Raw genomic sequence first — 26955 nt, 5'->3', positions numbered from 1 at the left:
CGCCTCCCAGCCCCCCCGGCGCCCCGCGCCTCGGCCCCCACACAAAATATCCACCCCCCCCTCGCTCTTTTTTGCCCCCGCCCGCCCGCGGGGGGCCCCCCCCCCCCCCCGGCCTGGGCAGCACATCGGGAACTTAGGAAAGGATAAGTATGGGAGCCCAGATTCGGGTCTACCGTCAGAAGATCAGCTCGACGACGTCGATGCGCAAGATCTTCAAGGCGATGGAACTGATCGCTACCTCGCGCATCGGTAAGGCCCGCGCCCGCGTAGCAGCTTCACTGCCCTACGCGAACGCGATTACCCGCGCCGTTTCTGCTGTCGCAACTCAGAGCGAAATCGACCACCCGCTGACCACCGAGCCGGAGCAGATCCGCCGCGCCGCAGTCCTGATCATTACATCGGACCGTGGCCTTGCAGGATCGTACTCCGCGAGCGTGCTTAAGCAGGCTGAAGGTCTCACCGAGCTTCTTCACGCAGAAGGCAAGGAAGTCAAGGCGTACCTGGTTGGCCGCAAGGCGCAGGCGTACTTCGATTTCCGCAACCGGTCATACGCCCGCGTATGGACCGGCGGCACGGACGCACCGGAATTCGAAACCGCGCAGGAAGTCGGAGCTGCACTTCTTGAAGACTTCTCCACTGACTTCGAAGAGGGTGGCGTGGATGAAATCCACGTTGTTTACACCCGCTTCAAGTCCATGGTGACGCAGGAGCCCACGGTCATCCGTTTGCTCCCGCTGGAGGTCGTCGAAGAGGAAGCAGCCTCGGAATCCGAGCTGTTGCCGTTGTACGAGTTTGAACCGGAAACAGAGCAGGTGCTCGACGCACTGCTTCCGCGTTACATCGAGTCCCGCATCTTCGCAGCCATGCTGCAGGCCGCTGCTTCCGAGCTCGCAGCCCGCCAGCGTGCCATGAAGTCGGCCGGTGACAACGCTACGGATTTGATCAAGAAGTACACGCGCCTTCGCAACACGGCCCGCCAGGCCGAGATTACGCAGGAGCTTTCCGAAATCGTTGCCGGCGCCGACGCCCTCGCGTCCTAGCCTGCATCGGATTCGGCTCGAAGCCGCACCTGCAACAAACAGATAAACTTAACCCCACGCCATCTACTGAGTGAAGTGAGAGAGATGACTGCCACTGCTACCGAACACGTAGCAACGGCCGGTGCCACCGGCCGCATTGCCCGTGTTATTGGTCCGGTTGTCGACGTCGAATTCCCGGCTGACGCAATCCCCTCGATTTACAACGCTCTGACCACTGAGATCACTCTCAACGGCCAGACGAAGACCATCACGTTCGAGACCTCCCAGCACCTGGGTGACAACCTCGTTCGCGCCATCTCCCTGCAGGCAACCGACGGCCTCGTCCGCGGTACCACCGTGCAGGACTCCGGCGCTCCGATCTCCGTGCCCGTCGGCGACGGCGTCAAGGGCCACATCTTCAACGTCCTCGGCAAGCCGCTGGATGTTGACGAGTCGGAGATCAAGGCTGACGCCTACTGGCCGATCCACCGCAAGGCTCCGGCCTTCGCTTCGCTCGAGGGCTCCACGGAGATGCTCGAGACCGGCATCAAGGTCATCGACCTTCTCACCCCGTACATCAAGGGTGGAAAGATCGGCCTGTTCGGCGGCGCCGGCGTTGGCAAGACCGTTCTGATCCAGGAAATGATCACCCGTGTTGCCCGCAACTTCGGTGGTACTTCCGTATTCGCCGGTGTTGGCGAGCGTACCCGTGAGGGCAACGACCTCTGGGTTGAAATGGAAGAGGCCGGCGTTCTCAAGGACACCGCCCTTGTCTTCGGCCAGATGGATGAGCCGCCGGGAACGCGTCTGCGCGTGGCCCTGTCCGCTCTGACCATGGCGGAGTACTTCCGCGATGTCCAGAACCAGGACGTGTTGCTCTTCATCGACAACATCTTCCGCTTCACGCAGGCAGGCTCGGAAGTTTCCACGCTGCTCGGCCGTATGCCGTCCGCTGTGGGTTACCAGCCGAACCTTGCTGACGAGATGGGTCTGCTCCAGGAGCGCATCACCTCCACCAAGGGTCACTCCATCACGTCGATGCAGGCCATCTACGTGCCGGCTGATGACTACACCGACCCGGCTCCGGCAACGACCTTCGCACACCTCGACGCGACCACGGAACTTTCCCGTGAAATCGCATCCCGTGGTCTGTACCCGGCCGTTGACCCGCTGACGTCGACCTCCCGTATTCTGGATCCCCAGTACATCGGCAAGGACCACTACAACACGGCTGTCCGTGTTAAGCAGATCCTGCAGAAGAACAAGGAACTCCAGGACATCATCGCCATCCTCGGTGTTGACGAACTTTCTGAAGAGGACAAGATCGTCGTGTCGCGTGCACGCCGCATCCAGCAGTTCCTCTCGCAGAACACCTACACCGCCAAGCAGTTCACCGGCGTAGAGGGCTCCACCGTCTCCATCAAGGACACGGTTGAAGGCTTCACGGCCATCTGCGACGGCGAGCTTGACCACATCGCAGAGCAGGCGTTCTTCAACGTCGGCGGCCTGGATGACGTCGAGCGTAACTGGGCCAAGATCCAGGAACAGACCAAGTAGTATGGCTGAGCTCGAGGTTGAGATTGTCGCAGCGGACCACTTCGTGTGGTCCGGTGCGGCCAAGATGGTGAAGGCCCGCACCAGCGATGGTGAAATCGGAATCCTGCCGGGCCACTCGCCCCTTCTGGCCATCATGGCTGCGGGCGAGCTGGCAATCCAGCCGGTTTCCGGTGATCGCATTGCGGTAGTTGTGGACGGCGGATTCTTCTCCGTCGACAACGATCGCGTGGTCATTGTTGCTGACAACGCCAAATTGGGCGAAGCGGCTACAGCGGGGATCCGATAGCACGACCTTGATGGACGATTCCCTTATTCCGTTCATCGCTTTGGCAACAGCGTTCACGTTGCTGATCATTTCACTGTGCCTGTTCGGGGTGCGCCGCTTCAACCTGCGGCGTGCCCTGGGCACGGTAGACGCCTCCATTTGCACGGCTGGAAACAGCTGGCAGATGGGGGTTTGTCGTTATCAGGACAATGAGCTGGAGTGGTTCCGCTTGATGTCCCTGAGCGTGATCCCCAAGCATAGATTTACGCGCAGCTCGCTGGAACTTCTGGGTCGCCGCAAGCCCACGGAAGATGAACTCGTGAAGGTGCAGCCCGGCGTCGTGGTGGTTGAGTTGCAGTACGAAGGTAAGAAGTTCATGCTTGCCATGAACTTTGACGCCTATGCAGGGCTGTCTTCCTGGCTGGAGGCCGGTCCGGTCATCGGCGTAGGTACCTGGCGTTAGGCGTTATGGATTTTCTTTCCGACGTCAGCCTGGTTGGTGGTCCGTTCCTCTGGTTCAGCATCGCTTGCGGTGCTGCCGGTGGGGCGTACCTCCTCTGGCGGCGTCGACGTTCCTGGCCGCTGGTCGTTGTGGCCTCGCTGGCGCTGTCCGCTGGCATTGTGGCATTGGTTCATTGGTTCCTGGTGGATCTCATGGCCACATTCTCGGAGAACCTGCCCTTTGAGACGTTGGCCTGGTCTGTGCCGGCCGTGGCAGCCATCCTCCTTTGCGCGGCGCGCTTTCCCCACAATTCCGCCAAGGGGCGCTCACTCAGCGTCCTGGCGATGTTCGGCGTCGTCCTTCTCAGCGCGGTCCAGGTTAATATCTACTTCGGCCTGAACAACTCTGTAGCCGACTTGCTGGGAACCGCGATAGCCAGGATTCAACCGTTGGAGGCCGGCCTCAAACGGAACCCGGACGGCAAGCCCTCTCTGCCCCTCGAAGGGTGGAAAGCCCCGGAGTCCATGCCCGGAAACGGAATCCTGCGCAAAGCTGACATCCCCGGAACCGTCTCCGGTTTCACGGCACGCGAAGCGTACATCTACCTTCCTCCCGCCTATCAGACGGAGCTCCGTCCGAGCCTGCCTGTTCTCGTGCTGTTCTCCGGTCAGCCAGGCGGGCCTGCAGACTGGCTGACCGGTGGCCAGCTCCGCTTACAACTTGACCGCTTTGCCCAAGCGCACCAGGGCCTCGCTCCGGTGACGGTGGTGGTGGATCCGAATGGTTCAGCCAGCGCCAACACCATGTGTATGGACAGCAGGATTGCCCCAGCGGATACATATCTCTCCCAAGATGTTCCTGCCTGGATCAAGTCGACGTTGGATGTTTCCAACGACCCCCGGTTGTGGGCGGTGGGCGGCTTCTCGTTCGGCGGAACGTGTGCCATGCAAATGGGTACAGCCCACCCGGAGCTCTTCCCCTCGGTGCTTGCGTTCTCGGCAGAACGTGAACCCGCGCTTGCCAAGGATCGGAACAAGACCATTCAAGACTCGTTCGACGGCGACGTGGAGGCTTTCGAGTCCAGGACGCCTTTGGTCTTGATGCAGCAACGCAAGTACCCAGGAAGCGGCGTCTATTTAACTGCTGGCGAAACCGACCACGAGTTCATCGACTACATGCATGAGCTCGCCAATGCCGCGAGGGATGCGGGCTTCCACACCGAAGAACACTCCATCCAGCATGCCGGGCACTCCTGGGACGCCGTGGTCAGGGGAATGCCCGGTGGCATGGGCTTCCTGGCTGCGCGGTGGGGGTTGACGCAGTGAGTATTGCCCTCAAGGGTGTGATCAAGCCGGCACTGCTGCACGCGGGCAGGCACGTGCGGGCCACGCCGTTCACCTCGTTGATGCTGGTCCTGTTCGTGGGCGTGTCCTTGGTATCTGGCAGCATCCTGTCCGGTCCGCCGGAGCCTTGGCTTTCCCTTGCCGGCGTATCCCTGGATGGCTTGAAGTCCGGCGAGTGGTGGTCCATCTGGACGTCGCTGTTCTTCACCACCAACCCGTTGGCTTATGCCACGGCCATCCTGATGATCCTGTTCCTCTTGGGCCTTGCTGAACGACAGTTGGGTTCGCTCACAACGACCGCGGTCCTCCTGGGCAGCCAGTTCGCTTGCGTGTCAGCGTTCCTCTTGGTCACCCAGGTGGCACAGCATTCCGATGACGGCTGGCTTTCCCGGATGGCAGACACCCGGCTGATCGGCCCCTACGGTGCAGTTTTAGCCACTACCTTGGCTGCCAGTGCACTGCTTCCCACACTGTGGCAACGACGATTGCGCACAGTTGCCCTTTCGGTCTCGTTGCTCCTGGTGTTGTACGTTGGCCACGCCGAGACAGTGGTGGGATTCCTTGGCGCGCTGATTGGATTGGCCGCGGGGTGGTGGATGCAAAGCAGCCAGGGACATCTTCACCTGCATCGGTCCACGGGCAGGGAAGTGCGGAACCTCCTGTCGTTGACGATGGCAATCTTCGCAGTGGGACCCATCGTGACTGCGGCCGCGAAGAGCCCGTCCGGGCCATTGGCCCTGCTGAGGGACGTCATCCTGAATCCTTTGCCCACGCTCAGCCAATTGGAGAGCACGTGCGGGGGAACCATTGACGTTGCCTGTCTGGAAGTAGGTCGCCAGGGCTACACGGGCCCGTTCGGTTTAGCGCTGGCCGTGGTGCCTGTGGTTCTGCTCCTCATTTGCGCCGACGGTATGAGGCGTGGACGCAGGCTGGCTTTGGGGATCGCGATCGGTGTCCAGCTGGTGGTGGTGGCATTGTCGGCGATCTACCTTGGCCTCTTTGCCGGAATGCCCAGGCTCCAGGGACGTCCCCACGTGTCCATGTTGAACTCGGCGGTAGTCCATCTCATCCCCTTGGTCTTGGTGCCGCTTATCCTTGCTGTACTCCTTTTTGCGTACCGTGGTCACTTTCGGGTGGTGTCTTCGGATCGTCTACGGCGCAGGATCTTCTGGTTGGTGGGTATGACCGGGGCAGGGCTAAGCCTCGGATACATCGTGGTGTGGCTGGCCTCCGGCGGTATGGATCGCGACGGCGGTTTGCTGGGCCTGGCCGCTGAGCTGGCCAGGCAGTACCTCCCCGTTCCACTTCCGGGCGTTTACCGGAAAGTCTTCGCCGAACGTGATGTGGTGGAGGTGTTCCTCTTCTCCTACTCCGGCACGGTCTTCTGGTTGGTGGCGTTGGTGGGCGTATGGATCCTGCTCATCCGTGGACACCACTCCGGAGGGCTCGACCACCAGGCCCGCGAGAGGGCGCGCGCGCTGGTCAGGTCCGGCGGCGACTCCTTGTCCTGGATGGCGCTCTGGGAACCCAACAAGTATTGGTTCAGCGCCGGAGGAACCGGCGGAGTGGCCTACCAACAGCACGGACACGTGGCGTTGACGCTGGCTGGCCCGTTTGGCGCCAGCAGACACCACTTGGACACTGCCACTGGCTTCCTTGAGTATTGTTCCCAGCAGGCGCTGATCCCGTGCTTCTATTCCTGCACCGACGAACTGTGGCCCATCCTGCAGGCGCGCGGGTTCCGCCGGGTGGCTGTTGCCCAGGAAACCCGCCTCCGGATAAGGGACCTGGAATTCCGCGGCAAGGAGTGGCAGAACGTCAGGACGTCGTTGAACCGGGCCACGAAGCTGGGAATAACGGCCAGTTGGGGCCGCTACTCTGAGTTCTCCCACGGCGTGCGCTCCCAGGTCACGGAGGTCTCGGAGGAGTGGGCAGCCCAAAAGAAGATTCCTGAGATGGGCTTCACCCTGGGCGGCCTGGACGAACTGGAGGACGACGACGTCCTCTGCTGCGTCGCCGTGGATGAAGCGGGGTTCGTCTACGGAGTCACCAGCTGGTTGCCGGTCTATGAAGAGGGGCGGGTCGTCAGCTGGACGTTGGACTTCATGAGGCGGCGTGGCGATACCTTCCCGGGTGTCATGGAGTTCCTGGTTGCCTCAGCCATCCTGCACCTGCGCAGCTCCGTGGAGGTCATCTCCCTGTCAGGCTCTCCCTTGGCCCGGGAGAGGGGCGAAATCGAACAGCGTGCCGAAGGCCTGGCCGGAATTCTTGACGCCGTCGGTCAAGCCTTGGAACCCGTTTATGGATTCAGGTCCCTGGCTTCTTTTAAGTCGAGATTCCAGCCGGAGTACCGAACGTTGTACATGTATTACCAAGACCCCCTGCACCTTCCTGCAATGGGACGTGCACTCAGCCGCGCCTATCTTCCTGGATTGTCGGTACGGCATTCGGCTCGGCTGCTCCGGACCTTGGTTGCTTGAATAGTCAACGCCCATTCACAACGGGGATTTCGTCTTTCTTCACGGTTAGTAACAGTTGTTGTCGAAATATCAGACATAACCGCCCTTAAACACGTTGACCCCGGCCAAAAGCCGGGGTCAACGTGTTTGTTGAAACTGCAACAAGCAGAATTCAACGGGTAAGGCTAGACGACCGTAACGCCGGTTGCCTGGGGGCCCTTGGCGCCCTGACCGATCTCGAACTGAACGCGCTGGTTCTCGTCGAGGGTCTTGAAGCCACCGGTCTGGATCTCGGAGTAGTGAACGAAAACGTCCCCATCCGAGTCGTCCGGGGTGATGAAGCCGAAGCCCTTTTCAGCGTTGAACCACTTGACGGTTCCCAGTGCCATGTATTTCTCCTCATTGTGGAACATCAGTCCGATACACCTCGTACCGGCTTTGTTACTCCGCGAGAAGACCTTGGATTCCGTCCAGGCAAGGCCCGGTTGGTTTCGCAGGAGCTTCACGCTCGCAACTCGTCTTGCGAGCATGAAAACCACCTACACAAAGACTGCTACAACACTTTCATGTGCCCTGCCGGAGGTCAACGGTCTTTTGGGCAATTCGGGAAAATTTTCGGTAAAAAGAAGGTAACGCAGGCCCATTCAATTCACGCTAGGACAACCACTGTCCGTTACGCATGACGCCTGATAGTTCCAGGTCCTCGTTTGTCACAACGAGATCGGCCCGCAAGCCGCGGCGAAGCCCGCCTATCTCATCGGAAAGTCCGAGTACGGCTGCAGGTACCGCTGTTGCAGAACAAACGGCATCGGGAAGTGCGACGCCGGCCGCCACGGTTTTACGGACGACCTCCAGAAGGGTGGCGGTGCCACCCGCAATGGAGCCTGTCGCATCAAGAGTGGCCACGCCGTCGCTGACCGTCACGGGGGAGGGGCCGAGCATGTAGCTTCCGTCGGATAGGCCGGCAGCGGCCATGGAATCAGTCACCAGGACGATGTTGGCGGCGCCTACAAGCTGGAAGACGGTGGCAACTGTGCTCGGATCCAGGTGGGTGCCGTCGGCGATGAGCTCCACAACGGCTTTGCCCTCCTGGGCCATCCGGAGGCAGGCCGCGACGGGGCCAGGAGCGCGGTGATGCATCGGTGGCATCCCATTGAAGAGGTGAGTGACGGTAGGGAGCGAACTGACGCCGTCGAACCCTGCGGACTCAAGTCCCTCGCGGGCGGCGGCAAGCGACGCGGCTGCCGTTGCGTCGTCGCAGTCCGTGTGCCCCAAGGAGGGCGTGACGCCGTGGGAGGTCATGAGATCCACCAGTGCTGCGGCGCCCGGAAGCTCCGGGGCGTAGGTCATGGTGGCGAGTTTGCCGGCTGCGGCGCCCACAAGTTCGTCCATGAGGTCCAGGTCGGGCTCCAGCAAGTAGTCCGGGTTCTGGGCTCCACAGCGGGCATGGGACAGGAATGGGCCTTCAAGGTGGATTCCGGCTACCAATCCTTCGTCGGCGAGCTTCACGTAGAGCTCAATGCCGCGGAGGAGGTCCTCCCGGGGAGCGGTGACCATGCTGGCCAGGAATGTCGTGGTCCCTGAACGGTGGAGGAAGTCGACAGCCTTGCGGGCCGAAGCTTCTTCCCCGCCAGGGAAATCGCCGCCGTTGCCGCCGTGGCAGTGAACGTCCACCAGGCCGGGAATGAGGTAGCTGCCACTGGGCACCCCCAGGCGGATGGCGCTTTGGAAGCCCTCGAATTCCTGGGCATCAAAACCGCCGGCCGGGCCGGCATAGGCGATCCGGTCGCCATCGATGGCCACCAGGCCGTCCTCAACCACCTCGCCGTCACTGACCAGTGTTCCTTTGAGGATCTGGTGGCTGGGCGCGGGAGAACTGGGGAAACGATCTGCGGCAGTCATGATTTTGATTCTAGTGGCCTGCGGCACACGCGTTGGGGGAGGGCCTAGAAGAGCCGCGACTCACTGTCATCCACGCCTCGCATGGCGTCATAATCCAGCGTGACGCAGTCGATACCGCGATCGTTGGCAAGAACCTTCGCCTGTGGCTTGATTTGCTGGGCGGCGAAAATGCCGCGCACCGGCGCCAACAAGGGATCACGGTTGAGTAGTTCCAAGTAGCGCGTCAGCTGCTCGACGCCGTCGATATCGCCACGGCGCTTCAGCTCGACAGCCACCGTGGCGCCGCTGGCATCCCTGGCCAGGATGTCCACCGGGCCGATGGCCGTGAAGTATTCACGCCGGATAAGGGAGTAGCCGGTTCCAAGAGTTTCAATCTGCTCTGCAAGGAGCCGTTGCAGGTCCGCTTCCACGCCGTCCTTGATCAGGCCTGGATCGGTACCGAGATCGTGTGACGTGTCGTGCAGTTGCTCGTAGATATTGATGATGAGGCGGTCATCGGTCTTAGCGGACTGGACCGTCCACTGTTCCACCACGCCTTCCTCCACTTCGGTCTCCTCCGGAGTGGTAACCCGCAGCGTGGCCGGAGGGCTCATCCAGTTCAGCGGCTTGTAGGAGCCACCGTCCGAATGCACCAGCACCGAGCCATCAGCCTTGACCAGCAGCAGCCGGGTGGCGAGGGGGAGATGGGCCTTGAGGCGGCCAACGTAATCAACAGAACAACGGGCTATGACGAGTCGCACCCGCCCCACATTACCGTCTCACCATCTACAACAGAGTGGCTGAGGCAGAATGGAAGCATGCCCCGCTCCAACCGCCCTCGTCGCAACGCGTCCAGCACACGCACCGGCAGCGCCGGCGGCAAATGGACGGAACCGGCGCCCGAGCTTGACCTTGAGCGTGCGCGCGGCGGGATTGCCCGGCGTGAGAGCGCGCCGGACGGCGACTGGATGGTCCGGACCATGACGGCCAAAAAAGCGGAAAAACAGTACATCTGTCCCGGCTGCTCCACCGCGATCGTCCCGGGCATCGCCCACCTGGTGGTGTGGTCCGACAGCCACTTGTTCGGGCAGGCCGCCGGGCTGGCCGAACGCAGGCACTGGCACACCAACTGCTGGACGGGCCGGACGTACCGATACCGCTGATTCGCTAGGCTTGGAACCATGACTTTCGACCCCGCCTCGTTCGTGTTCACCTCGCAGGATGCGCCTGCGGAGATCCGTGCTTCCACGGTCCTCCCGGCCCGCCGCGAGAATGTGGAGTTCACCACCGAAGACGGCAAGGTGTTGCTGGGTGAGTTGGCCCTGCCGGAATCAGGGGAGATTACCGCTACGCTGATCACCCTCCATCCGCTGCCGACGCACGGGGGGTTCATGGATTCGCACGTCTACCGCAAGGCGTCGTACAGGCTTCCTGCGCTTGCCGGAGTTGCCGTGCTGAGGTTCAACACGCGCGGCACGCAGTCTCCGCGGGGAACCAGCGAGGGCCAGTTCGAGGAAGGCATCGGTGAGCGTTACGACGTCGAGGCCGCTGTGCGGTTCGCCGTGGACCGCGGACTGCCGAACCGCTGGCTGGTGGGCTGGTCCTTCGGCACTGAGCTCGCCTTGATGTACGGCGCTGTGGAGCCGGTGGCCTCGGAGATCCAAGGGGCCGTGTTGCTGTCTCCGCCGCTGCACAGGGCCACGGACGTGCACCTCAAGGAGTGGGCCGCCTCCGCCAAGCCGCTCACGGTCCTGGTACCGGAGCACGACGACTACCTGCAGCCTGCCGAAGCAGCCCAGCGGTTCAGCCTGGTGCCGCAGGCCCGGCTGGTCGGCGTCGACGGTGCCAAGCACCTGTGGGTGGGCGAGAAGTACGCGGCGCGGGTCCTGAATGAAATCGTCGACGACGTCACTCCCGCAGGTGCCGGCGTTGAGGGCCTGCCCCGCGAGTGGGCGGGGTCGGTAGCGAACGGATAGTCCGGTAGCGAAGGGTTTTTGTACAGATAATGCCCCTTAACCTCGTGGTTAAGGGGCATTATCTGTACAAAAACCCGGCAGCGGACGACGTCAGTGCCGGTCCTGGCGCATGATGAAGACTTCCTTGATCAGGAGCATGATGGCGGCCGCTGTAGGAATGGCGATCAGCGCGCCCAGGACTCCGAGAAGGCTGCCGCCCGCAATCACCGAGATCACCGCTACGGCACCCGGGACCGCCACCGCGCGCTGCATAATGCGCGGGGAGATGAAGTACGCCTCGAATTGCAGGTAGGCGAAGTAGGCAATCGCGTAGATCACGGCGGTCTGCCAGCCGGCGGTAAGGGCCACCAGGATGACCACGACCGCGGCAATCATGCCGCCCACCAGCGGGATGAACGCCAGCAAGGCAACGACGAACGCCAGGAGAACGCTGAACGGGATACCCAGGATGGTCATCAGGATGAAAGCAAAGATTGCATTCAGGAGCGCTACGCAGACCTGGCCTATCACGTAGTTACCTACGGAATCGGTGATCGCTTCGGAGAGGGCCTCAACACGGGGCCGGCGGGATCGGGGAGCCAGGCGGTAGGCCCATTTCTTCATCGACGGCAAGGCCGCCAGGAAGTAAAGGCTGAGCACCAGCACGATCAGGGAACCGAAGAGGCCATTGGCCACCGTGGAGCCGAAACCGACCACGCCACCGAAGATCCCGCCCATGGCCTCGGGATCCTTGACGAACTTATCCAGTTCGGTGGTGATTCGGTCCCGGACGCCAAACTGGCTGTCGGCATTGCGGAAGAAGTCCGAGTCGAGGAAGCCGCGGATCCATTCGGGAGCTTGGCGCACGATTTCCGATACCTGTTCAACGATGGTGGGAATCAACGTTGCGAAGAACCCGGCCACGGCCAGGACCAAGGCAGAGACGGAGATCAGGATGCCGGCCGGCCGGGGGACCTTGCGGGACTCGAGCCAGCGGACCACGGGATCGAGCCCGAGGGCAATGAAGAGGGCTGCAACGATCCACAGGATGAGCTGGGTGGTGTTGCTGGCGATATAGAACACTGCAAGGGCAATGCCGACGCCGGCTGTCCCCATGAAACCGACATAAAGGGGGTGCTGGGATGACATGCGCGGGCCCGGGGCGCCGAAGCCGTGGTCGTCTTCAGGCCGGAGCCCTGCAGATACTTCGTCTGTTTCGTCTTCCGGGGGCATCTCGAAGCGGACGCGGGTGCGGGCTCCCGGAATGGGCTGCCTTAACCTCCGGCCAAGGGCGGCCAGGCGTCCGGTACGTACAGGAACCGTTGCGGCGGCGCCGTCTGACGGGGCATCCACCGCACTTGACCCGGGCTCATCGGCGGGGCGGGGCTCCAAGTGGTCTTTCACGCGGTTTTGCTGCCTTTTCAGTAGAGGTAAAGGGCTGATTCAGGCGCAGAACGGCCCGTATATCATGATCATCGCCACACTATCAGGAGCGTGGAATGCCGCCTTGGCGGCGCGATGGCGGGGTTTTCCGGATGTTGGCGAGATCACCTCGATCTGACTCTCTGATAACAAAACGGTTACCCTTGAAGTTCAACGACCGCTGATGATAGGTGATCCTGTGCGTTTGAAGACTGCAGCCGTGCTGGTGCTGCTGGGCCTGCTGACGATGCTGGCCGGCATTGGCCAGCTGACATTCTGGGCCCCCGCCGAGACCGTGACCGCCTCGGTTCCCGGCGATACCAAAGCTGCCCCGCTGACCGTGATCGACCAAAAGTTGATTGCCCTCCACGACGGGCCGGTGAAGATCAAGATCCAAGGTGAAGGCAACTTCATGGTTGCTACTGGACGCCCGGACGACGTCGAAGCCTGGGTGGGTGAAACTGCCCACACTACGCTGACGGGCGTGTCGGCAGACCAGAAGTCCCTGGAGGTGACCTCTGCCGATGGTGAAGCCGCCGCACCATCTCCGGCCGGATCCGATCTGTGGGTCAGCACTGAAGACGCCAGCGGCGAGCTGGATTACACCTGGAACCCTCCTGCCGATGGCGAGTGGTCCCTGCTGGTGGCCAGCGACGGAACCAAGCCTGCGCCGTCGTCGATTTCCATGACTTTCCCGAACAACGCCACCACCCCCTGGGCTGTGCCGCTGATTGTTCTGGGCATCATCATCATCCTCGCAGGAGCGGCCCTGCCGTTCATCGCCAAGGCCCTCAGCAACCGCCGCAAGGACGGCCAGGATGAGGGACCGCATGACGGCGGGGAAACCACTACCTTGCCCGTCCAGTCACCTTCGGGTGACGCGGGTCGGCGTCGTGGTTCCGAAACGGAAGGTCCAGCGCTCCGGGTTACGGCAATTGCTGCGGCACTCGCGGCGGTCATGGTCGGCGGTACGGCCGTGGCTGCACAGGCAACCACAACACCCGAGGCAACATCCACTTCTGCTGCCGCAGCTCCTGCCGAAGGTGAAGGTGGCACTCCCGTCCTGCTGGAATCCCAGTTGCAGCGGATCCTTGAACAGGTCGCCAGCACCGTCGACGCCGCTGATGCCGCCAAGGATGCGGCCAAACTGGCTCCCCGCGTGGACAAGATGGAACTGCAGATCCGTACGCAGAACTACAAGATCCGCACTGCTGTGTCCGCCTACGAAGCGCGTATGCCTGTCCGGGCCACGAAGCTTCAGAGCAGTGTCATCAGCACCAAGCGCGAGTGGCCCCGTACGGTCTTCGCCCTGACCCAGGGCGAGGGCAACGTGGTCCCGCAGGTCCTCACGCTGGTCCAGCTGTCGCCCCGCGAGAACTACAAGCTCTGGGGCAGCGCGCCGCTGCAGCCAGGCACCAACTTCCCGTCGTTCCCGGTTCCCCGCGAGGGGACCGAACCTGTGCCGGCCGGCGACAACACCGGCTTGGCCTACAGCGGCAACGAGGCACTGGGCATCCTGGCCGAAATGTTGACCACGCCTGACTCCCCGAACCGGAGCAAGCTTGCCGATGGCCAGGCATCGCCGTACATCGCAGGTGCCCTCACCTACCAGGCGGACACCGTGAAGAACGGGACCAGCGCCAACTTCAAGTTCACCCACACTCCCGTGACCAACCAGACCGTGGTGCTGCGTACAGCCGACGGCGGCGCGCTGGTGGTTGGGCGGCTGGACTTCGCTTTCGAGGGCACGCCCAAGGCAGCGGGCGACAAGCTCTTGCTTGAAGACGACTCCGCCGTCTTCGCCGGGGGCAAGGAAACCACCACGGGCATGGTCCTGAACTTCGCCGAATCCGTTGCCGTCTACATTCCGCCGGCAGGATCGGCCGACCCCATGAAGCTCGTTGCGGCTACCCGCGGCCTGGTGGGAGCCAGCTTCAAGTAGGCATTGCCGCAGCAGGGCAGCGGCTAGAGTGGACGGTATGAGTTCGCCCGGATACCGACCCACTCCAGCCGCTGCCAGCCAGCTCAACCTTCGCGGCGCCGTAGACCTCTCGTCTCTGCGCCGTCCAGCCGCGCCCCAGGCGCCTCCGGCCGCCGCGTCGGCGGATGGCGGCGCGGACGGCGGTGGAACGCCCAACGGCGACGCCGGCACGGCGCCCCTTCGTGTGGATGCCACCGAAACGAATTTCCAGGATCTGGTGCAGCTGTCTGCGCAGATTCCGGTGCTTTTCCTTCTCTGGTCGCGTTACGCGCCGGAATCTCCCGCAGTCCTGGATGCTGCTGAACGGGTGGTTGAAAGCTACGGCGGACGGCTGGTTCTCGCGGCCGCCGACGTTGACGCCTTCCCGCAGTTGGCGCAGGCCTTCCAGGTGCAGGCAGTCCCCACGGCCGTTGCCGTGGTCAAGGGCCAGCCCGTTCCCCTTTTCCAAGGTCCCGCAGATGACGCGCAGATCAGGGACCTGGTGGAGGAACTCCTGAAAGTAGCTGCCGCGAACGGGGTCACCGGGAGCATCGGTGACGCCGCTGCGCAGGGTGAAGAAGCCGAACCGGAGCCCCTTCCGCCACTGCACCAGGCTGCCATTGACGCGATCGAGGCCGGTGACTACTCCGGAGCAGCAGCGTCGTACAAGCAAGCCCTCCTTGAGCAGCCGGCTGACGCTGACGCCAAAGCCGGCCTGGCCCAGGTTGAATTGATGGCCAGGTTGGAGAACCTCTCTGCTCCCGAGGCAGAAAACCTCCGCGACCTTGCCGCCCAGCAACCGGATGATATCGACGCGCAGCTGGGTGTTGCAGACCTCGACGTGTCCGGCGGGCACATCGAGGACGCCTTCAACCGCATCATCACGTTCATTGGCAGGAATTTCGGCCCGGAGCGCGAGACTGCGCGTGTGCGGCTTCTTGAGCTTTTCGAGGTCGTTGGAACCCAGGACGAAAGGGTGGCCAAGGCCCGCCAGGGACTCGCGAGGGTTCTCTTCTAGTGCCGTCCGCGCTGTTCTCTCCGCTTCAGCTGCGATCACTCACCATCCCGCACCGTGGGTGGGTCTCGCCGATGTGCCAATACAGTTGCCACCCTGAGACCGGCGACGGCGTCCCCAACGACTGGCACTTGATGCACCTGGGTTCGTTCGCGACCGGTGGTGCCGGGCTGATCATGAGCGAGGCCGCAGCAGTAAACCCCGTTGGGCGAATCAGCCCCTTGGACGCCGGCCTGTACTCCGATGAGCAGGCTGCCGGCTGGGAACGCGTTGTTGACTTCGTCCACCGGCATGGGGCCGTGGATTGTAAGATCGGGGCCCAGTTGGCCCATGCCGGGCGCAAGGCCTCAACCTATTGGCCCTTTTCCGGCCGCTCTGGTTCCCTTCCGGCGTCCGACGGCGGATGGGTCACCGTTGGGCCGACGAACCTGCCGTTCGACGGCTATGCAGCGCCTGCAGCAATGAGCGAGGAAGACATCCAGGGCGTTGTGGCCGACTTTGCGGCAGCTGCCTCCCGCGCCGTTGCCGCGGGGTTTGACACCGTGGAGATCCACGGCGCCCACGGGTACCTGCTTCACCAGTTCCAAAGCCCGCTCATCAACACTCGAACCGACACTTGGGGTGGAAGCGAGGAGGGGCGTAACAAGCTCATGCTCAGCGTGGTGGACGCTGTGCGGGAAGTCATTCCCGATTCCATGCCCCTCCTGCTGAGGATCTCGGCTTCGGACTGGGCTGACGGGGGAGTGGATGGTGAGGCGTCAGTCCGTCTGGCCCGTTCTGCGGCTGAGCGCGGTGTTGACCTGGTGGATGTCTCCAGCGGCGGCGCCGTTGCGCACCAGAAGATCCGGGCGGTGCCCGGCTACCAGGCAGGGTTTGCGGAACTGGTAAAGCGCGACGCCGGCGTCCCCACCGGAGCGGTGGGGCTGCTGACGAGTGCAACCCAGGCCGAGGACATTGTTGCCAATGGCAGGGCGGATGCCGTGTTCATGGCCCGGGCGGCCTTGCGCGATCCCCACTGGTGGCTGAGGGCAGCCTATGAGCTGGGCCACGACATCCCCTGGGTTCCGCAGTACCAACGTGCCGTCCCCCGCCACGGCTTCTAGAACCGGGTTCGGGTTCCGTGAGCGAGGTTAGGCTGGTCACATGACGGAATCACGCCATGAACCCACGCCCACGTCCGCACCGCCACAAGGCTCCGCGCCGCCACAAGCCCCTGCAGCACTACCGCCACAGCCAACTGGTGCGCCCTTGCCTCCTGAGGCTTCCGGCGAGGGCGCGCCGCTGGCCGCGCTGTCCATCCGGGGCCTGGCCAAGCGCTTCGGCGACAAGATCGCCGTGGATGGTGTGAGCCTCGAAGTGCCTGCGGGTTCCTTCTACGGAATGGTCGGCCCCAACGGCGCTGGCAAGACCACAACATTGTCCATGGCTACAGGTCTTCTTCGACCGGATTTCGGCACGGCCTTGATCCACGGCGTCGACGTATGGGCGCGGCCGTTGGAGGCCAAGAAGCTCATGGGCGTCCTGCCTGATGGTGTGCGCCTTTTTGACAGGCTGACGGGCGAGCAATTGGTGACCTACTCCGGACTTCTCCGCGGCATGGACCGCGACGTTGTTGGTTCGCGGGTTCCTGAGTTGCTGGCCGCCCTGGACCTTGAGGCCGATGCCGGTTCGTTGGTGGTTGATTACTCCGCCGGCATGACCAAGAAGATCGCCCTGGCCTCTGCGCTGATCCATGCGCCCCGTCTCCTTGTTCTTGATGAGCCTTTTGAGTCCGTCGACCCTGTCTCGGCTGCCAATATCCGGGGAATTCTGGAGGGCTATGTGTCATCCGGAGGTACTGTCATCGTGTCCAGCCACGTCATGGACCTGGTCCAGCGCATGTGCAGTCACGTGGCGGTTGTGGCCGGTGGCCGGGTTCTGGCAGCGGGATCGGTTGACGAGGTCCGCAACGGTTCAACCCTGGAAGACCGCTTCGTTCAGTTGGTAGGCGGCGGACACCGGACGGAGGGATTGGAATGGTTGCGCACCTTCTGAGCCTGAAGTGGCGTCTGCTGCTTAATGGATTCAAACGCAGTCCGTGGCAGTTGGTTGGCATGGCTTTAGGACTGCTTTACGCGTTGGGATTGCTGGTGCTCCTGATTGGAGGCCTCATAGCGCTGCGGTGGGCTGATCCGGAGATCGCCCACACCGTGGTGGTATTGGGTGGAGCAGCCACGGTCCTGGGCTGGGCGATCATCCCGCTCGTTGCTTCCGCAGCGGACATGACCTTGGACCCCGCGAGGTTCACCACGTTCGCCATACCGGCCAAACAACTCCTGACCGGCCTGGCCCTTGCAGGGTTCATCGGCATCCCCGGCATGGCCACCTTGCTGGCCGCCCTGGGGACAGTAGGAACCTGGTGGCGGAGTGTTCCGGCCGTGGCCGGCGCTTTGCTGGGTGCAATCCTTGGCGCGCTGACGTGCATAGTGTTGTCCAAAGTGGTGACGACGGCGACAGCCGGCTTGGCAGCGTCACGCCGCTTCAAGGATGTCAGCAGCATCATCGTCTTCATACCCTTGGTCTTGCTGGGTCCCATCATGCTGGGAGTTGTGGACGGCGTGCGTGGCAGTGCCGATTACCTTCCGGTGCTTGCCAGGACAGTATCGTGGACACCCCTTGGTGCTGCATGGTCCCTCGGTGGCGACCTTGACTCAGGCAGCGTGGCCGCAGCGGGGTTGAAGCTCCTCATCTCGGTGGCCACAATTGCCGGTCTGCTCCTGTGCTGGCATGTGCTTCTGAAGCGGGCCTTGGTGACCCCGCCGTACTCCGGCGGATCTGCCCGGAAGGGCGGGAAACTCGGTCTGTTCGGCCTGCTTCCCGGAACGCCGTCCGGGGCTGTTGCCGCCAGGGCATTGATCTACTGGTTGAAGGATCCCAGGTACGCCGCGTCCTTGGTGATTGTTCCTTTGTTCCCGGTGCTCTTCTTTTTCAGCGGCTCCCAGAGCGGTAATTATGGCTTGCTGATGATTCTGGGACCCCTGACGGCTTTCGTCATGGCCTGGTCCATTTGCGCTGATGTCTCCTACGACAACACCGCGTTCGCCCTCCACCTCGCTGCGGGGGTTCGGGGAGTCGACGACAGGTTGGGCCGCGCCTTGGCCTGCTTGGCCATATCGCTTCCAATAGTGTTGATCTTCACCGTGGGGCCGCTGTTTGTCACCGGCGATTGGCAGTGGCTGCCCAACCTGCTGGGGTTGTCCATCGGAACCTTGTTCACCGGGTTGGGACTTTCATCGGTCATTTCGGCCCGCTACAACATCGCCGTACCACTGCCGGGCGACAGCCCTTTCAAGAAACCGCCGGGCAACGTCGCCCAGACCTTGGCCGTTCAGTTTGTGGGCATGGGCGTCCTGGCCCTGCTGTTGGTGCCGGAACTTGCATTGGTGGCCGTCCAGGCTTTCACTGGGGGTACTCAAGCCGGCTGGATCAACCTGGTGGCAGGTCCGTTGTTGGGCGTCATCCTGTTCGTCGTCGGCGTCCGTCTCGGGGGAAAATGGTTGGATGCGCGGGGTCCGGAAATGTTCGCCCAGCTCAGCGTGAACCGCTAGCTCCGTAACAACCATGCCCATAGGTGGGACATGGGATAACGTCTGTGTCAGAAAGCTCTTATACCCTACTTAGAAAGGCCGTGACGATGGAAGTTGTCATTCTCCCTGGCACCAAGCAGATCGGTGCACTTGCAGCCGATGCCATTGAAGCGTTGGTGCGCCGCAAGCCGAATGCAGTGCTGGGCTTGGCTACGGGATCCTCTCCGCTGCCTGTCTATGACGAACTGGCACGCCGTTACGACGCCGGGGGACTGGACTTCAGTGAAGCCCACGGCTTCGCCTTGGACGAGTACGTAGGCCTTGAAGCCGGTCACCCGGAGTCCTACCGCGAGGTGATCCGGCGCGAATTTACCAATCGCGTGAACATCAAGCCGGAGAATGTCCATGGACCGGACGGTGCGGCCGAGGACCTTGAGGCTGCATGCCAGGCCTATGAGGACGCCATCAAGGCCGTGGGCGGCGTGGATCTCCAGATCCTGGGCGTCGGGACCGACGGGCACATCGGCTTCAACGAACCCGGTTCTTCCCTGGCCTCCCGGACGCGCATCAAGACCTTGATTGAGCAGACGCGCAAGGACAATGCCCGTTTCTTCGACACCATTGACGATGTTCCCCACCACGTGGTGACGCAGGGCCTGGGGACCATCATGGATGCCCGGCATGTGGTCCTGGTCGCAACGGGCGCCCAAAAGGCGCAGGCTGTGCGCGACTTCGTGGAGGGGCCGGTAGCCGCCATTTGCGCGGCCTCCGTCCTCCAGATGCACCCCCACGCCACTATTTTGGTGGACGAGGCAGCCGCGTCCTCGCTGAAACTGGCTGATTACTATCGGCACACCTACGACAACAAGCCGGAGTGGCAGGGGCTGTAGACGGTAAGATGTTTGGCATGACTACGCTTCCTCCGGATCCATTCGAAAACGACCCCATGCGCGAGCTTTCCGGAGCCGGAACGTCCACTGCCACCATTGAGCGCGAGGAAACGCGCCAGGAAGTGGAACCCGGCGACCGTGAGCGGTTTTCCCACTATGTCCGCAAGGAAAAGATCATGGAGTCGGCTTTGACCGGCGAGCCCGTCATTGCCTTGTGCGGCAAGGTCTGGACCCCGGGCCGCGATCCGCAGAAGTTCCCTGTCTGCCCGGAGTGCAAGGAGATCTACGAAGGCCTCCGCCCCGGCAACGACGGTGGAAAAAACGGCGGCCCGGGCAACTCCAAGTAGTGGGTGGGAAGAGAACACGGGTCCCTTCTGATCGTCACCGCTTTATTGTGCGCTTTGGTGTGCCCAAGGAGCCGGGGTTAATGGTCGTTGCCATCAGGCCGGGGGAGTCAGCATGACAGAGACACTTTTTGGTGGTCCATCCCTGCCTCCGGCGTACCCTGAACGGGCCGCCTGGGGCACCGCGCCCAAGCTTCGCGCTTGGCAGCAGGAGGCCCTTGACCTCTACATGACCCGCAACCCGAAGGACTTCCTCGCCGTGGCAACGCCGGGCGCCGGTAAGACCACCTTCGCCCTGCGTATCGCCACCACGCTGCTGGACAGCGGCGTGGTCAACCGGATTACCATCGTTGCTCCCACGGACCACTTGAAGAGGCAATGGGCAGATGCCGCAGCCAAGGTCGGGATCGCGATAGATCCCAACTTCAAGAACTCCGATGGCCAGCACGGTCGCGGTTTCGTGGGCGTGGCCGTCACCTATGCGCAGGTAGCCAGCAAGCCAATGCTGCACCGCGCCAAGACTGAAGCGGCGCGCACCTTGGTGATCCTGGACGAAATCCACCACGGCGGCGAAGCCCTGTCCTGGGGAGACGGCCTGCGTGAGGCATTTGATCCGGCTGCGAGGCGCTTGTCCCTGACAGGTACCCCGTTCCGTTCGGATACCTCGCCTATTCCGTTCGTCGAATACGCCGAGGACCGTGACGGTATCCGGCGTTCGAAAGCCGATTACACCTACGGTTACGGCAATGCGCTGCGGGACCACGTGGTCCGCCCCGTGCTCTTCATGGCTTATTCGGGGCAGATGCGGTGGCGTACCAGTGCCGGTGACGAAATGGCTGCCTCGCTGGGTGAAGCTGCCGTCACCAAGGACATCACCTCACAGGCGTGGCGTACGGCGTTGAACCCCACCGGCGAGTGGATCCCCGCTGTCCTTGCAGCGGCGGACAAGCGCCTCAGCGAGGTCCGGCGGACGGTACCGGACGCCGGTGGGCTGGTCATCGCCACGGACCACGACGACGCCCGCGCCTATGCGGGCCAGCTGAAGAAAATCACGGGGCAGTCGCCCACGGTGATCCTTTCGGACGACTCCAAGGCCTCGAGCAAGATCGAGGACTTCTCCGCGGGTGAACAGCGCTGGATGGTGGCTGTCCGGATGGTGTCCGAAGGTGTTGACGTGCCGCGCCTTTCTGTCGGCGTCTATGCCACCTCCACCTCCACGCCGTTGTTCTTCGCCCAGGCCGTGGGACGTTTTGTGCGTGCCCGCAAGAGGGGCGAGACGGCGTCGGTCTTCCTGCCGTCCGTGCCGCCGTTGATGATTCTCGCCAACACCATGGAGGCAGAGCGCGACCACGCTTTGGACCGCCCGGAGAAGGACGAGGACGGCCTCTTCAATCCCGAAGAGAACCTCATGGCCGAGGCCAACCGGGAGGACAAAGCATCGGACGAGCTCACCAAGGGCAAGTTCGAAGCACTGGACTCCCAAGCGTCGTTTGACCGCGTCCTCTTTGATGGTGGCGAGTTCGGCACGGGAGCGGACATCGGTTCCGATGATGAACTGGACTTCCTGGGTATTCCCGGGCTCCTCGACGCCGAGCAAGTGGGGACGCTGCTGCGTCAACGCCAGCACGATCAGCAGTCGCGCAAGAAACGCCAGTCACCGCTGGCGGCTGCGGCCGCACCCGCTGTGCCTGACCACCGGATGCTTATGGATCTTCGGAACGAGCTGGCCAAGAACGTCGCTGCCTGGGCTGCCCGTACCGGCACCCCGCACGGAGTTGTGCACACCAAACTTCGTGAAGTGTGTGGCGGCCCGGCAGTCGCCCAGGCCAATGAGGAGCAATTGCAGGCCCGCCTGCGCAAGCTCCAGGACTGGTTCATCGGCCGGAAATAGCCGTCTCCAGACCCAGTCAGATACGCCAACGGGCGCCGGGGTGGCGGCGCCCTTTGCTGTCATTACGCTGTCTCAGTCGCGTTCAACTTCGACGCCGGCCGCTTCCATTTCGTCGAACACCCCATCGAGGTCCCCGGCGATTCCTGCGGTAAGCCCGGCAATGACCGTCGTGCCATATCCGGCCTGGACTGCGTCGAGCGCTGTCGACTTGACGCAGTAGTCCGTCGTCAGGCCTACCACGACGACCTCCTCGACGTCGTGGCTTTGCAGCCAGTCGTCCAGGCCAATAGCGTCTTCGTCGAAGACTTCGGCTACGGCTGAACCTGCCTTGATGTCTCCTGACGGAACGTCATCCTCGGGCGCCAGGACACCCTCGAATCCGGAGTAGGCCGCCGTGTACTGGCCCTTGCGGAAATATGCCTGGATGTACTCGGGGTCCAGGTCCTCGTGCAGCTCCGCGCCTTTGGTCCGGGCCCGGCAGTGCGGAGGCCAGGAATCCACCATGTCGGGGTCATCGGAAAAATGGTCGCCCGGTTCGATGTGCCAGTCCTGGGTTGCCACGATGTGGTCGAAGTGTTGCTGGTTGGCGTCTACATATTCCGTGATGGCTCCGGCGATGGCCGCACCACCTTCGACGGCCAGGGTGCCGCCCTCGCAGAAGTCGTTTTGGACGTCGACGATGATCAGGGCGCGGGACATCAGTTCTCCTCGTAGATTGTGGGAATGGCGGCCTCGCCGCGCTGCAGCCGATTGACGACGGCGGGAAGCTCGGCCATGGTTGCGGCGTGCCTCTCCTTGGCGCGAACCACGCCTTCGGGCCCTGTCCAGCCCGGCAATACCTCGCCGTTCTTCACGAACTGGTGAAGCAGGGCACGGTCGTTGCCGTCGTCTTCGGGACGGTGGCCGATCCCCACGACTTCCTGGGTGGCCCGGCCTCGGTCATTGAGTTTGCGAAGGGCGTATTTGCGTCCGCCAACACTCGCCTTGTTCTTGGCGGCCTTGGCCACCGAGATGAATTCCCCGGCGTCGTTGGTGCGGCTGACCAGCTTGTAGACCATGCTGGCGGTCGGGGCACCGGAACCGGTGACCAGCGATGTGCCAACACCATAGGAGTCCACCGGGGCGGACTGCAGGGCCGCGATCGCGAACTCGTCGAGGTCCGATGTCACCACGATGCGGGTGTTGACGTTGCCAAGGTCATCGAGCAATTGGCGGACCCACTGTGCCTGCGCAATCAGATCGCCGGAATCGAGGCGGACTGCCCCGAGTTTGTCGCCGGCTAGTTCGACGGCGGTGCGCACAGCGGTTTCGACGTCGTAGGTGTCCACCAGCAGCGACGTCCCGGGTCCGAAGGCCGCGATCTGTGCTTCGAACGCTTCGCGCTCGGTGTCATGGAGCAGCGTGAAGGAGTGGGCGGCCGTACCGACGGTCTTGATGCCGTAGCGCCGCCCGGCCTCCAGGTTGGAGGTGCTGGCGAAGCCGGCAATCACGGCGGCGCGGGCTGCCGCCGTCGCCGATTCCTCCTGGGTGCGCCGGGAGCCCATCTCGATGCAGGGGCGGGTGCCGGCCGCGGAGGTCATCCGCGAGGCAGCGGATGCTATGGCGCTGTCATGGTTGAGGACTGACAGGATGAAGGTTTCCAGGATGCAGGCCTCGGCAAACGTGGATTCCACGATGAGGATGGGGGAGTTGGGGAAATAGGCGTCACCTTCGGCGTAGCCCCAGATGTCGCCGCTGAACTTGTAGCCGGCAAGGAAGTCCAGGGTCTCCTGGTTGACCACCTTGTTCTGTTCAAGGAATGCCAGTTCAGCATCGCCGAACCGGAAGTCGGCGATGCCTTCCAAGAGGCGCCCGGTGCCCCCCACCACGCCATAACGCCGGCCATCGGGCAAACGCCGGGCAAAGGCTTCGAACACCGACCGGCGATGCGCTGCACCCGAGTGCAAGGCGGCCTGAAGCATCGTCAGTTCATAGTGGTCTGTATACAAGGAAGTTGCGGGATGGTCCCAGGACGTGGCTCTACTCACGAATTCACTCTAGTGCGAGCCGCCATAGAATGGACAGATGAGCCCTAGCGTTGCGTATGGCACGGACATCGATGAGCGGACCAAAGCCGCGGAGCAGTCCTCCACCGATGTCCTGACAGCCCCTGATATCCCGTGGAACCTTGTGATCTGGAATGATCCCGTGAATCTCATGAGCTATGTGAGCTTTGTTTTCCAGAGTTACTTCGGCTATTCCGACTCCAAAGCGCACAAGCTCATGATGGAGGTCCACAAGAAGGGCCGCTCGATTGTGGCGCACGGCAGCAAGGAACAAGTGGAGCAGCACGCGGTGGCCATGCACGGTTTTGGTCTGTGGGCCACTGTGGAGAAAGCTGCAAGCGGCAATGAAACACCCGGAAAGGGCGGCCGGCAGCGTGGCTAAGGCATTTAAGTACGGACTCAAGGGCATCTCCGGATACCTCGAACCCGCCGAACGCGATCTCCTGCGCGGATTGCTGGACGACGTCATCTCCATGCTGGAGCAGGACGTGCGGGAGAACGAAGACCCACTGGCGGCGCTCATCGGCCTGGACATGGACGTCAAGCAGCCGAGCGACCGCGCCCTCCTGCGGCTCTTGCCCAACGTCATGAAGGACGACGACGGCGGCTCGCTGGAGTTCCGGCAACTCACCGAACGCTCCGTGCGGGAAAACAAGATCGGGGCCCTGAAGGCTGCCGCCTTGGGACTGGACAAGGACGACCTCGTCCTGTCGCCGGAAGATGCTACTCGTTGGTCCATGGCGCTGAACGACGTCCGGCTGGTCCTGGCTGAACGACTGGATATCCGGGACGAAGCGGACGCCGAGCACATTCACAGCATGCAGGACTGGAGCCAGGCGGAGGACGTAGAGAGTTACCTGGCCTTGGTCTACAACTTCACTACGTGGCTCCAGGAGTCCTTGGTTCAAGCCATGATGGCCGCAAGGCAGGGGAAATCCTGATCACGACGGCCCGTTGGTGCTCCTGCCCTGTGACAAATCAGACACGAGGCGGAGACCACAGGTAATGGCCGCACACCATGGGAAGCCTTATTCTCGAATAATTATGACTTCAGCATCGGGTTCACCAGGCAGCGCGCCGGACAGTGGGGCCTCCATCAGCGCGGGGGAACTGGTAAGCGCCCGCCCGATCGGCATTTTCGACTCCGGCGTGGGCGGATTGACCGTAGCGCGGTCCATCATCGATCAACTCCCCAATGAATCAATCCTCTACGTCGGCGACACCGCCAACGGCCCCTACGGTCCGCTTCCCATCGCCGAAGTGCGTGCCAATGCCTTGGGCGTGATGGACGAGTTGGTGGACTCGGGCGTGAAATTGCTGACCATTGCGTGTAATTCGGCGTCAGCGGCCGTGCTGCGGGACGCCCGCGAACGCTATACGGCCCGCTATGGCATTCCGGTCATCGAGGTCATCCAGCCGGCAGTGCGTCGTGCGGTCTCCGCTACGCGCTCGGGCAGGATCGGGGTCATCGGAACGTCGGCCACCGTGGGATCGCGTGCCTACGAGGACACCTTTGCGGCCGCTCCGGACCTCACCATCACATCTGTGGCGTGCCCCGCCTTCGTGAACTTTGTGGAGGCCGGAATCACTACCGGCCCGGACCTGCTCGCCGCTGCACATGAGTACCTGGAGCCGCTCAAACGCGCCGGTGTGGACACCGTTGTCCTGGGATGTACGCACTACCCGCTGCTGACAGGTGTTATCTCCTTCGTCATGGGAGAGGACGTCACGCTCGTTTCCAGCGCCGAGGAGACCGCCAAGGACGTCTACCGGGCTTTGGCCAACCATGGGATCCAGCGGACAGAGTCCAGCACGCCCAGCCACGAATTCATCGCCACCGGCGATGCCGACCAGTTCGAGACCCTGGCCCGGCGCTTCCTGGGACCTGAAGTCCTCTCCGTGAAGCACGTGGATCACGTAGCTGCCCAGTACCCGACAGGCAGCCTCGCCCGCATTACTCCCGAGATGCTGGAAGCGGCACGTTCCGGTTCCGGCCTGTCCCGCCGTTCGTATTTCGTGCAACCCGGCGACACCCTCAACGCCGGAGCGGGCGCAACCTTGGGGCGTGGACTGTGAAACTGACCATTGTTGGGTGCACCGGTTCCTTCCCAGGCCCCGGATCACCGGCGTCGTGCTATTTGGTAACAGCGCACGACGGTGAGCGCGAGTGGAAGATCGTCATGGACCTGGGCAGCGGAGCCTTGGGAGCGATCCAGCGCTACACCGACCTCGAGGACATCGATGCGATCTTCCTCACCCACCTGCACCCGGATCACTGCATGGACCTGTGCGGGCTCCACGTGGCTGTTCGCTGGAAGCCCGGGGGATGGGGCCGGGACAGGCTGCCGGTGTGGGGCCCTGCTGCAACAGCGGACCGGATGGCTACCGCCTATGGCTTGGAACTGGATCCCGGCATGCACGAGGAATTCGACTTCACCAACTGGGCCGAACTCAAGCCTGTCACCGTGGGTCCGTTCACTGTGACTCCCTACGCCGTTAATCACCCTGTTGAAGAGGCTTACGCTCTGCGCGTGACGGCTACGGAGCCCGGGAAGGACGGCGTCCCGGTGACCAAGATCCTGACGTACTCGGGTGACACCGATTCCTGCCAAGGGCTCGAAGACGCGGCCAAGGGATCCGATTTGTTCCTCTGCGAGGCGGCCTTCGAGGAAGGCAGGGACGACGACATCAAGGACGTCCACCTGACCGGCAAGCGCGCTGGCGAGGCCGCAACGAACGCGGGGGCAAGGCGCCTCCTCCTCACCCACATCCCTGTGTGGACATCACAAACCAAGGTGCTCTCCGAGGCCAAACCAGTGTTCGCCGGCGATGTCGCCGTTGCCGTGGCCGGAGTCCACTACACGATCTAGCTTTACCGGCGTCGGGCAGTGCCATCAGCTT

26 protein-coding genes are annotated in these 26955 nt (G+C 62.8%); 20 read left to right on the top strand and 6 right to left on the bottom strand.

Annotation, left to right across the window (positions count from 1 at the left end):
• The first annotated feature begins 149 nt into the window (after positions 1–149).
• From LN996_RS13740 to LN996_RS13715, 6 genes are all read left to right on the top strand, one after another.
• Entirely contained in the window at positions 150–1040 is an 891-nt protein-coding gene (locus LN996_RS13740; protein ID WP_011775258.1) for a F0F1 ATP synthase subunit gamma, read from the top strand.
• A gap of 84 nt (positions 1041–1124) precedes the next feature.
• Positions 1125–2576, top strand: coding sequence for a F0F1 ATP synthase subunit beta (gene atpD, locus LN996_RS13735; protein ID WP_231340926.1), 1452 nt, complete (start codon positions 1125–1127; stop codon positions 2574–2576).
• Position 2577: 1 nt separating this feature from the next.
• A complete protein-coding gene (locus LN996_RS13730; protein ID WP_014922172.1) occupies positions 2578–2862 on the top strand; it encodes a F0F1 ATP synthase subunit epsilon in 285 nt (94 codons plus the stop codon).
• A 10-nt stretch (positions 2863–2872) separates the two neighbouring features.
• Positions 2873–3304 (top strand): DUF2550 domain-containing protein, encoded by a 432-nt coding sequence (locus LN996_RS13725; RefSeq protein ID WP_231340925.1) that lies wholly within the window; start codon positions 2873–2875, stop codon positions 3302–3304.
• A gap of 5 nt (positions 3305–3309) precedes the next feature.
• On the top strand, positions 3310–4608 hold the full coding sequence (locus LN996_RS13720) for an alpha/beta hydrolase family protein (protein WP_231340924.1): 1299 nt from the start codon (positions 3310–3312) through the stop codon (positions 4606–4608).
• Positions 4590–7106 (top strand): bifunctional lysylphosphatidylglycerol flippase/synthetase MprF, encoded by a 2517-nt coding sequence (locus tag LN996_RS13715; protein ID WP_231340923.1) that lies wholly within the window; start codon positions 4590–4592, stop codon positions 7104–7106. The genes LN996_RS13720 and LN996_RS13715 overlap by 19 nt, the downstream gene beginning before the upstream one ends.
• 164 nt (positions 7107–7270) lie before the next feature.
• Here the strand turns inward: LN996_RS13715 and LN996_RS13710 are convergent, their stop codons facing one another.
• The 3 genes from LN996_RS13710 to nucS form a co-directional block, all read right to left on the bottom strand.
• On the bottom strand, positions 7271–7474 hold the full coding sequence (locus tag LN996_RS13710; protein WP_018776337.1) for a cold-shock protein: 204 nt from the start codon (positions 7472–7474) through the stop codon (positions 7271–7273).
• A 265-nt stretch (positions 7475–7739) separates the two neighbouring features.
• Positions 7740–8987 carry an N-acetylglucosamine-6-phosphate deacetylase gene (gene nagA, locus LN996_RS13705; protein ID WP_231340922.1) on the bottom strand — a complete coding sequence of 416 codons (1248 nt, stop codon included), beginning with the start codon at positions 8985–8987 and terminating at the stop codon, positions 7740–7742.
• 44 nt (positions 8988–9031) lie between these two features.
• Entirely contained in the window at positions 9032–9727 is a 696-nt protein-coding gene (gene nucS / locus LN996_RS13700; RefSeq protein WP_090818602.1) for an endonuclease NucS, read from the bottom strand.
• Between the two features lie 57 nt (positions 9728–9784).
• Between nucS and LN996_RS13695 the strand changes: the two genes are divergently transcribed.
• Both LN996_RS13695 and LN996_RS13690 read left to right on the top strand, forming a co-directional pair.
• Positions 9785–10129, top strand: a complete 345-nt coding sequence (locus LN996_RS13695) for an ATP/GTP-binding protein (protein WP_231340921.1) — start codon at positions 9785–9787, stop codon at positions 10127–10129.
• Between the two features lie 18 nt (positions 10130–10147).
• Positions 10148–10942 (top strand): alpha/beta hydrolase, encoded by a 795-nt coding sequence (locus tag LN996_RS13690; protein ID WP_231340920.1) that lies wholly within the window; start codon positions 10148–10150, stop codon positions 10940–10942.
• 90 nt (positions 10943–11032) lie between these two features.
• On the opposite strand, the gene LN996_RS13685 is transcribed toward LN996_RS13690, so the two are convergent.
• On the bottom strand, positions 11033–12325 hold the full coding sequence (locus LN996_RS13685; RefSeq protein WP_231340919.1) for an AI-2E family transporter: 1293 nt from the start codon (positions 12323–12325) through the stop codon (positions 11033–11035).
• A gap of 202 nt (positions 12326–12527) precedes the next feature.
• Between LN996_RS13685 and LN996_RS13680 the strand changes: the two genes are divergently transcribed.
• From LN996_RS13680 to LN996_RS13645, 8 genes are all read left to right on the top strand, one after another.
• Positions 12528–14285, top strand: a complete 1758-nt coding sequence (locus tag LN996_RS13680) for a hypothetical protein (protein ID WP_231340918.1) — start codon at positions 12528–12530, stop codon at positions 14283–14285.
• Positions 14286–14322: 37 nt separating this feature from the next.
• Complete coding sequence (locus LN996_RS13675) at positions 14323–15321, top strand: tetratricopeptide repeat protein (protein WP_231340917.1); 999 nt, start codon at positions 14323–14325, stop codon at positions 15319–15321.
• Positions 15321–16421: an NADH:flavin oxidoreductase/NADH oxidase gene (locus tag LN996_RS13670; RefSeq protein ID WP_231340916.1), complete on the top strand. Its 1101-nt coding sequence runs from the start codon at positions 15321–15323 to the stop codon at positions 16419–16421. The genes LN996_RS13675 and LN996_RS13670 overlap by 1 nt, the downstream gene beginning before the upstream one ends.
• 40 nt (positions 16422–16461) lie before the next feature.
• Positions 16462–17352, top strand: a complete 891-nt coding sequence (locus tag LN996_RS13665; RefSeq protein WP_231340915.1) for an ABC transporter ATP-binding protein — start codon at positions 16462–16464, stop codon at positions 17350–17352.
• The gene (locus tag LN996_RS13660) at positions 17334–18905 is read left to right on the top strand and encodes a transporter (RefSeq protein WP_231340914.1); all 1572 of its coding nucleotides are present in this window, start codon (positions 17334–17336) and stop codon (positions 18903–18905) included. Before LN996_RS13665 ends, LN996_RS13660 begins: the two co-directional genes overlap by 19 nt.
• A gap of 86 nt (positions 18906–18991) precedes the next feature.
• A complete protein-coding gene (gene nagB / locus LN996_RS13655) occupies positions 18992–19774 on the top strand; it encodes a glucosamine-6-phosphate deaminase (RefSeq protein ID WP_159702380.1) in 783 nt (260 codons plus the stop codon).
• 8 nt (positions 19775–19782) lie between these two features.
• The gene (locus LN996_RS13650) at positions 19783–20121 is read left to right on the top strand and encodes a DUF3039 domain-containing protein (RefSeq protein ID WP_089595519.1); all 339 of its coding nucleotides are present in this window, start codon (positions 19783–19785) and stop codon (positions 20119–20121) included.
• A 112-nt stretch (positions 20122–20233) separates the two neighbouring features.
• A complete protein-coding gene (locus tag LN996_RS13645; RefSeq protein WP_231340913.1) occupies positions 20234–22009 on the top strand; it encodes a DEAD/DEAH box helicase in 1776 nt (591 codons plus the stop codon).
• Positions 22010–22081: 72 nt separating this feature from the next.
• On the opposite strand, the gene LN996_RS13640 is transcribed toward LN996_RS13645, so the two are convergent.
• Positions 22082–22708, bottom strand: coding sequence for an isochorismatase family protein (locus tag LN996_RS13640; RefSeq protein WP_231340912.1), 627 nt, complete (start codon positions 22706–22708; stop codon positions 22082–22084).
• Positions 22708–24036: a nicotinate phosphoribosyltransferase gene (locus tag LN996_RS13635; protein ID WP_231340911.1), complete on the bottom strand. Its 1329-nt coding sequence runs from the start codon at positions 24034–24036 to the stop codon at positions 22708–22710. The genes LN996_RS13640 and LN996_RS13635 overlap by 1 nt, the downstream gene beginning before the upstream one ends.
• 37 nt (positions 24037–24073) lie before the next feature.
• Here LN996_RS13635 and clpS point away from each other — a divergent pair, with 37 nt between their 5' ends.
• The 4 genes from clpS (at position 24074) to LN996_RS13615 (ending at position 26924) form a co-directional block, all read left to right on the top strand.
• Positions 24074–24436 (top strand): ATP-dependent Clp protease adapter ClpS, encoded by a 363-nt coding sequence (clpS, locus tag LN996_RS13630; RefSeq protein WP_231340910.1) that lies wholly within the window; start codon positions 24074–24076, stop codon positions 24434–24436.
• Complete coding sequence (locus tag LN996_RS13625) at positions 24429–24995, top strand: DUF2017 domain-containing protein (RefSeq protein WP_231340909.1); 567 nt, start codon at positions 24429–24431, stop codon at positions 24993–24995. The genes clpS and LN996_RS13625 overlap by 8 nt, the downstream gene beginning before the upstream one ends.
• A 64-nt stretch (positions 24996–25059) precedes the next feature.
• Positions 25060–26130 carry a glutamate racemase gene (gene murI / locus LN996_RS13620; protein WP_231340908.1) on the top strand — a complete coding sequence of 357 codons (1071 nt, stop codon included), beginning with the start codon at positions 25060–25062 and terminating at the stop codon, positions 26128–26130.
• Positions 26127–26924 (top strand): MBL fold metallo-hydrolase, encoded by a 798-nt coding sequence (locus LN996_RS13615; RefSeq protein ID WP_159702039.1) that lies wholly within the window; start codon positions 26127–26129, stop codon positions 26922–26924. The genes murI and LN996_RS13615 overlap by 4 nt, the downstream gene beginning before the upstream one ends.
• The last annotated feature ends 31 nt before the right edge of the window (positions 26925–26955 follow it).

Origin of the sequence: Arthrobacter sp. AK01, from assembly GCF_021109375.1 — a bacterium.
In the GTDB taxonomy this organism is placed as follows: domain Bacteria; phylum Actinomycetota; class Actinomycetes; order Actinomycetales; family Micrococcaceae; genus Arthrobacter.
This window is presented reverse-complemented; position numbering and strand designations above follow the sequence as displayed.

Coding starts and splice junctions, on each gene's coding strand:
- LN996_RS13740 (WP_011775258.1), top strand. CDS start 150: ATGGGAGCCCAGATTCGGGTCTACCGTCAGAAGATCAGCTCGACGACG.
- atpD (WP_231340926.1), top strand. CDS start 1,125: ATGACTGCCACTGCTACCGAACACGTAGCAACGGCCGGTGCCACCGGC.
- LN996_RS13730 (WP_014922172.1), top strand. CDS start 2,578: ATGGCTGAGCTCGAGGTTGAGATTGTCGCAGCGGACCACTTCGTGTGG.
- LN996_RS13725 (WP_231340925.1), top strand. CDS start 2,873: ATGGACGATTCCCTTATTCCGTTCATCGCTTTGGCAACAGCGTTCACG.
- LN996_RS13720 (WP_231340924.1), top strand. CDS start 3,310: ATGGATTTTCTTTCCGACGTCAGCCTGGTTGGTGGTCCGTTCCTCTGG.
- LN996_RS13710 (WP_018776337.1), bottom strand. CDS start 7,474: ATGGCACTGGGAACCGTCAAGTGGTTCAACGCTGAAAAGGGCTTCGGC.
- nagA (WP_231340922.1), bottom strand. CDS start 8,987: ATGACTGCCGCAGATCGTTTCCCCAGTTCTCCCGCGCCCAGCCACCAG.
- LN996_RS13695 (WP_231340921.1), top strand. CDS start 9,785: ATGCCCCGCTCCAACCGCCCTCGTCGCAACGCGTCCAGCACACGCACC.
- LN996_RS13690 (WP_231340920.1), top strand. CDS start 10,148: ATGACTTTCGACCCCGCCTCGTTCGTGTTCACCTCGCAGGATGCGCCT.
- LN996_RS13680 (WP_231340918.1), top strand. CDS start 12,528: ATGATAGGTGATCCTGTGCGTTTGAAGACTGCAGCCGTGCTGGTGCTG.
- LN996_RS13675 (WP_231340917.1), top strand. CDS start 14,323: ATGAGTTCGCCCGGATACCGACCCACTCCAGCCGCTGCCAGCCAGCTC.
- LN996_RS13665 (WP_231340915.1), top strand. CDS start 16,462: ATGACGGAATCACGCCATGAACCCACGCCCACGTCCGCACCGCCACAA.
- LN996_RS13660 (WP_231340914.1), top strand. CDS start 17,334: ATGGTTGCGCACCTTCTGAGCCTGAAGTGGCGTCTGCTGCTTAATGGA.
- nagB (WP_159702380.1), top strand. CDS start 18,992: ATGGAAGTTGTCATTCTCCCTGGCACCAAGCAGATCGGTGCACTTGCA.
- LN996_RS13650 (WP_089595519.1), top strand. CDS start 19,783: ATGTTTGGCATGACTACGCTTCCTCCGGATCCATTCGAAAACGACCCC.
- LN996_RS13645 (WP_231340913.1), top strand. CDS start 20,234: ATGACAGAGACACTTTTTGGTGGTCCATCCCTGCCTCCGGCGTACCCT.
- LN996_RS13640 (WP_231340912.1), bottom strand. CDS start 22,708: ATGTCCCGCGCCCTGATCATCGTCGACGTCCAAAACGACTTCTGCGAG.
- clpS (WP_231340910.1), top strand. CDS start 24,074: ATGAGCCCTAGCGTTGCGTATGGCACGGACATCGATGAGCGGACCAAA.
- murI (WP_231340908.1), top strand. CDS start 25,060: ATGGCCGCACACCATGGGAAGCCTTATTCTCGAATAATTATGACTTCA.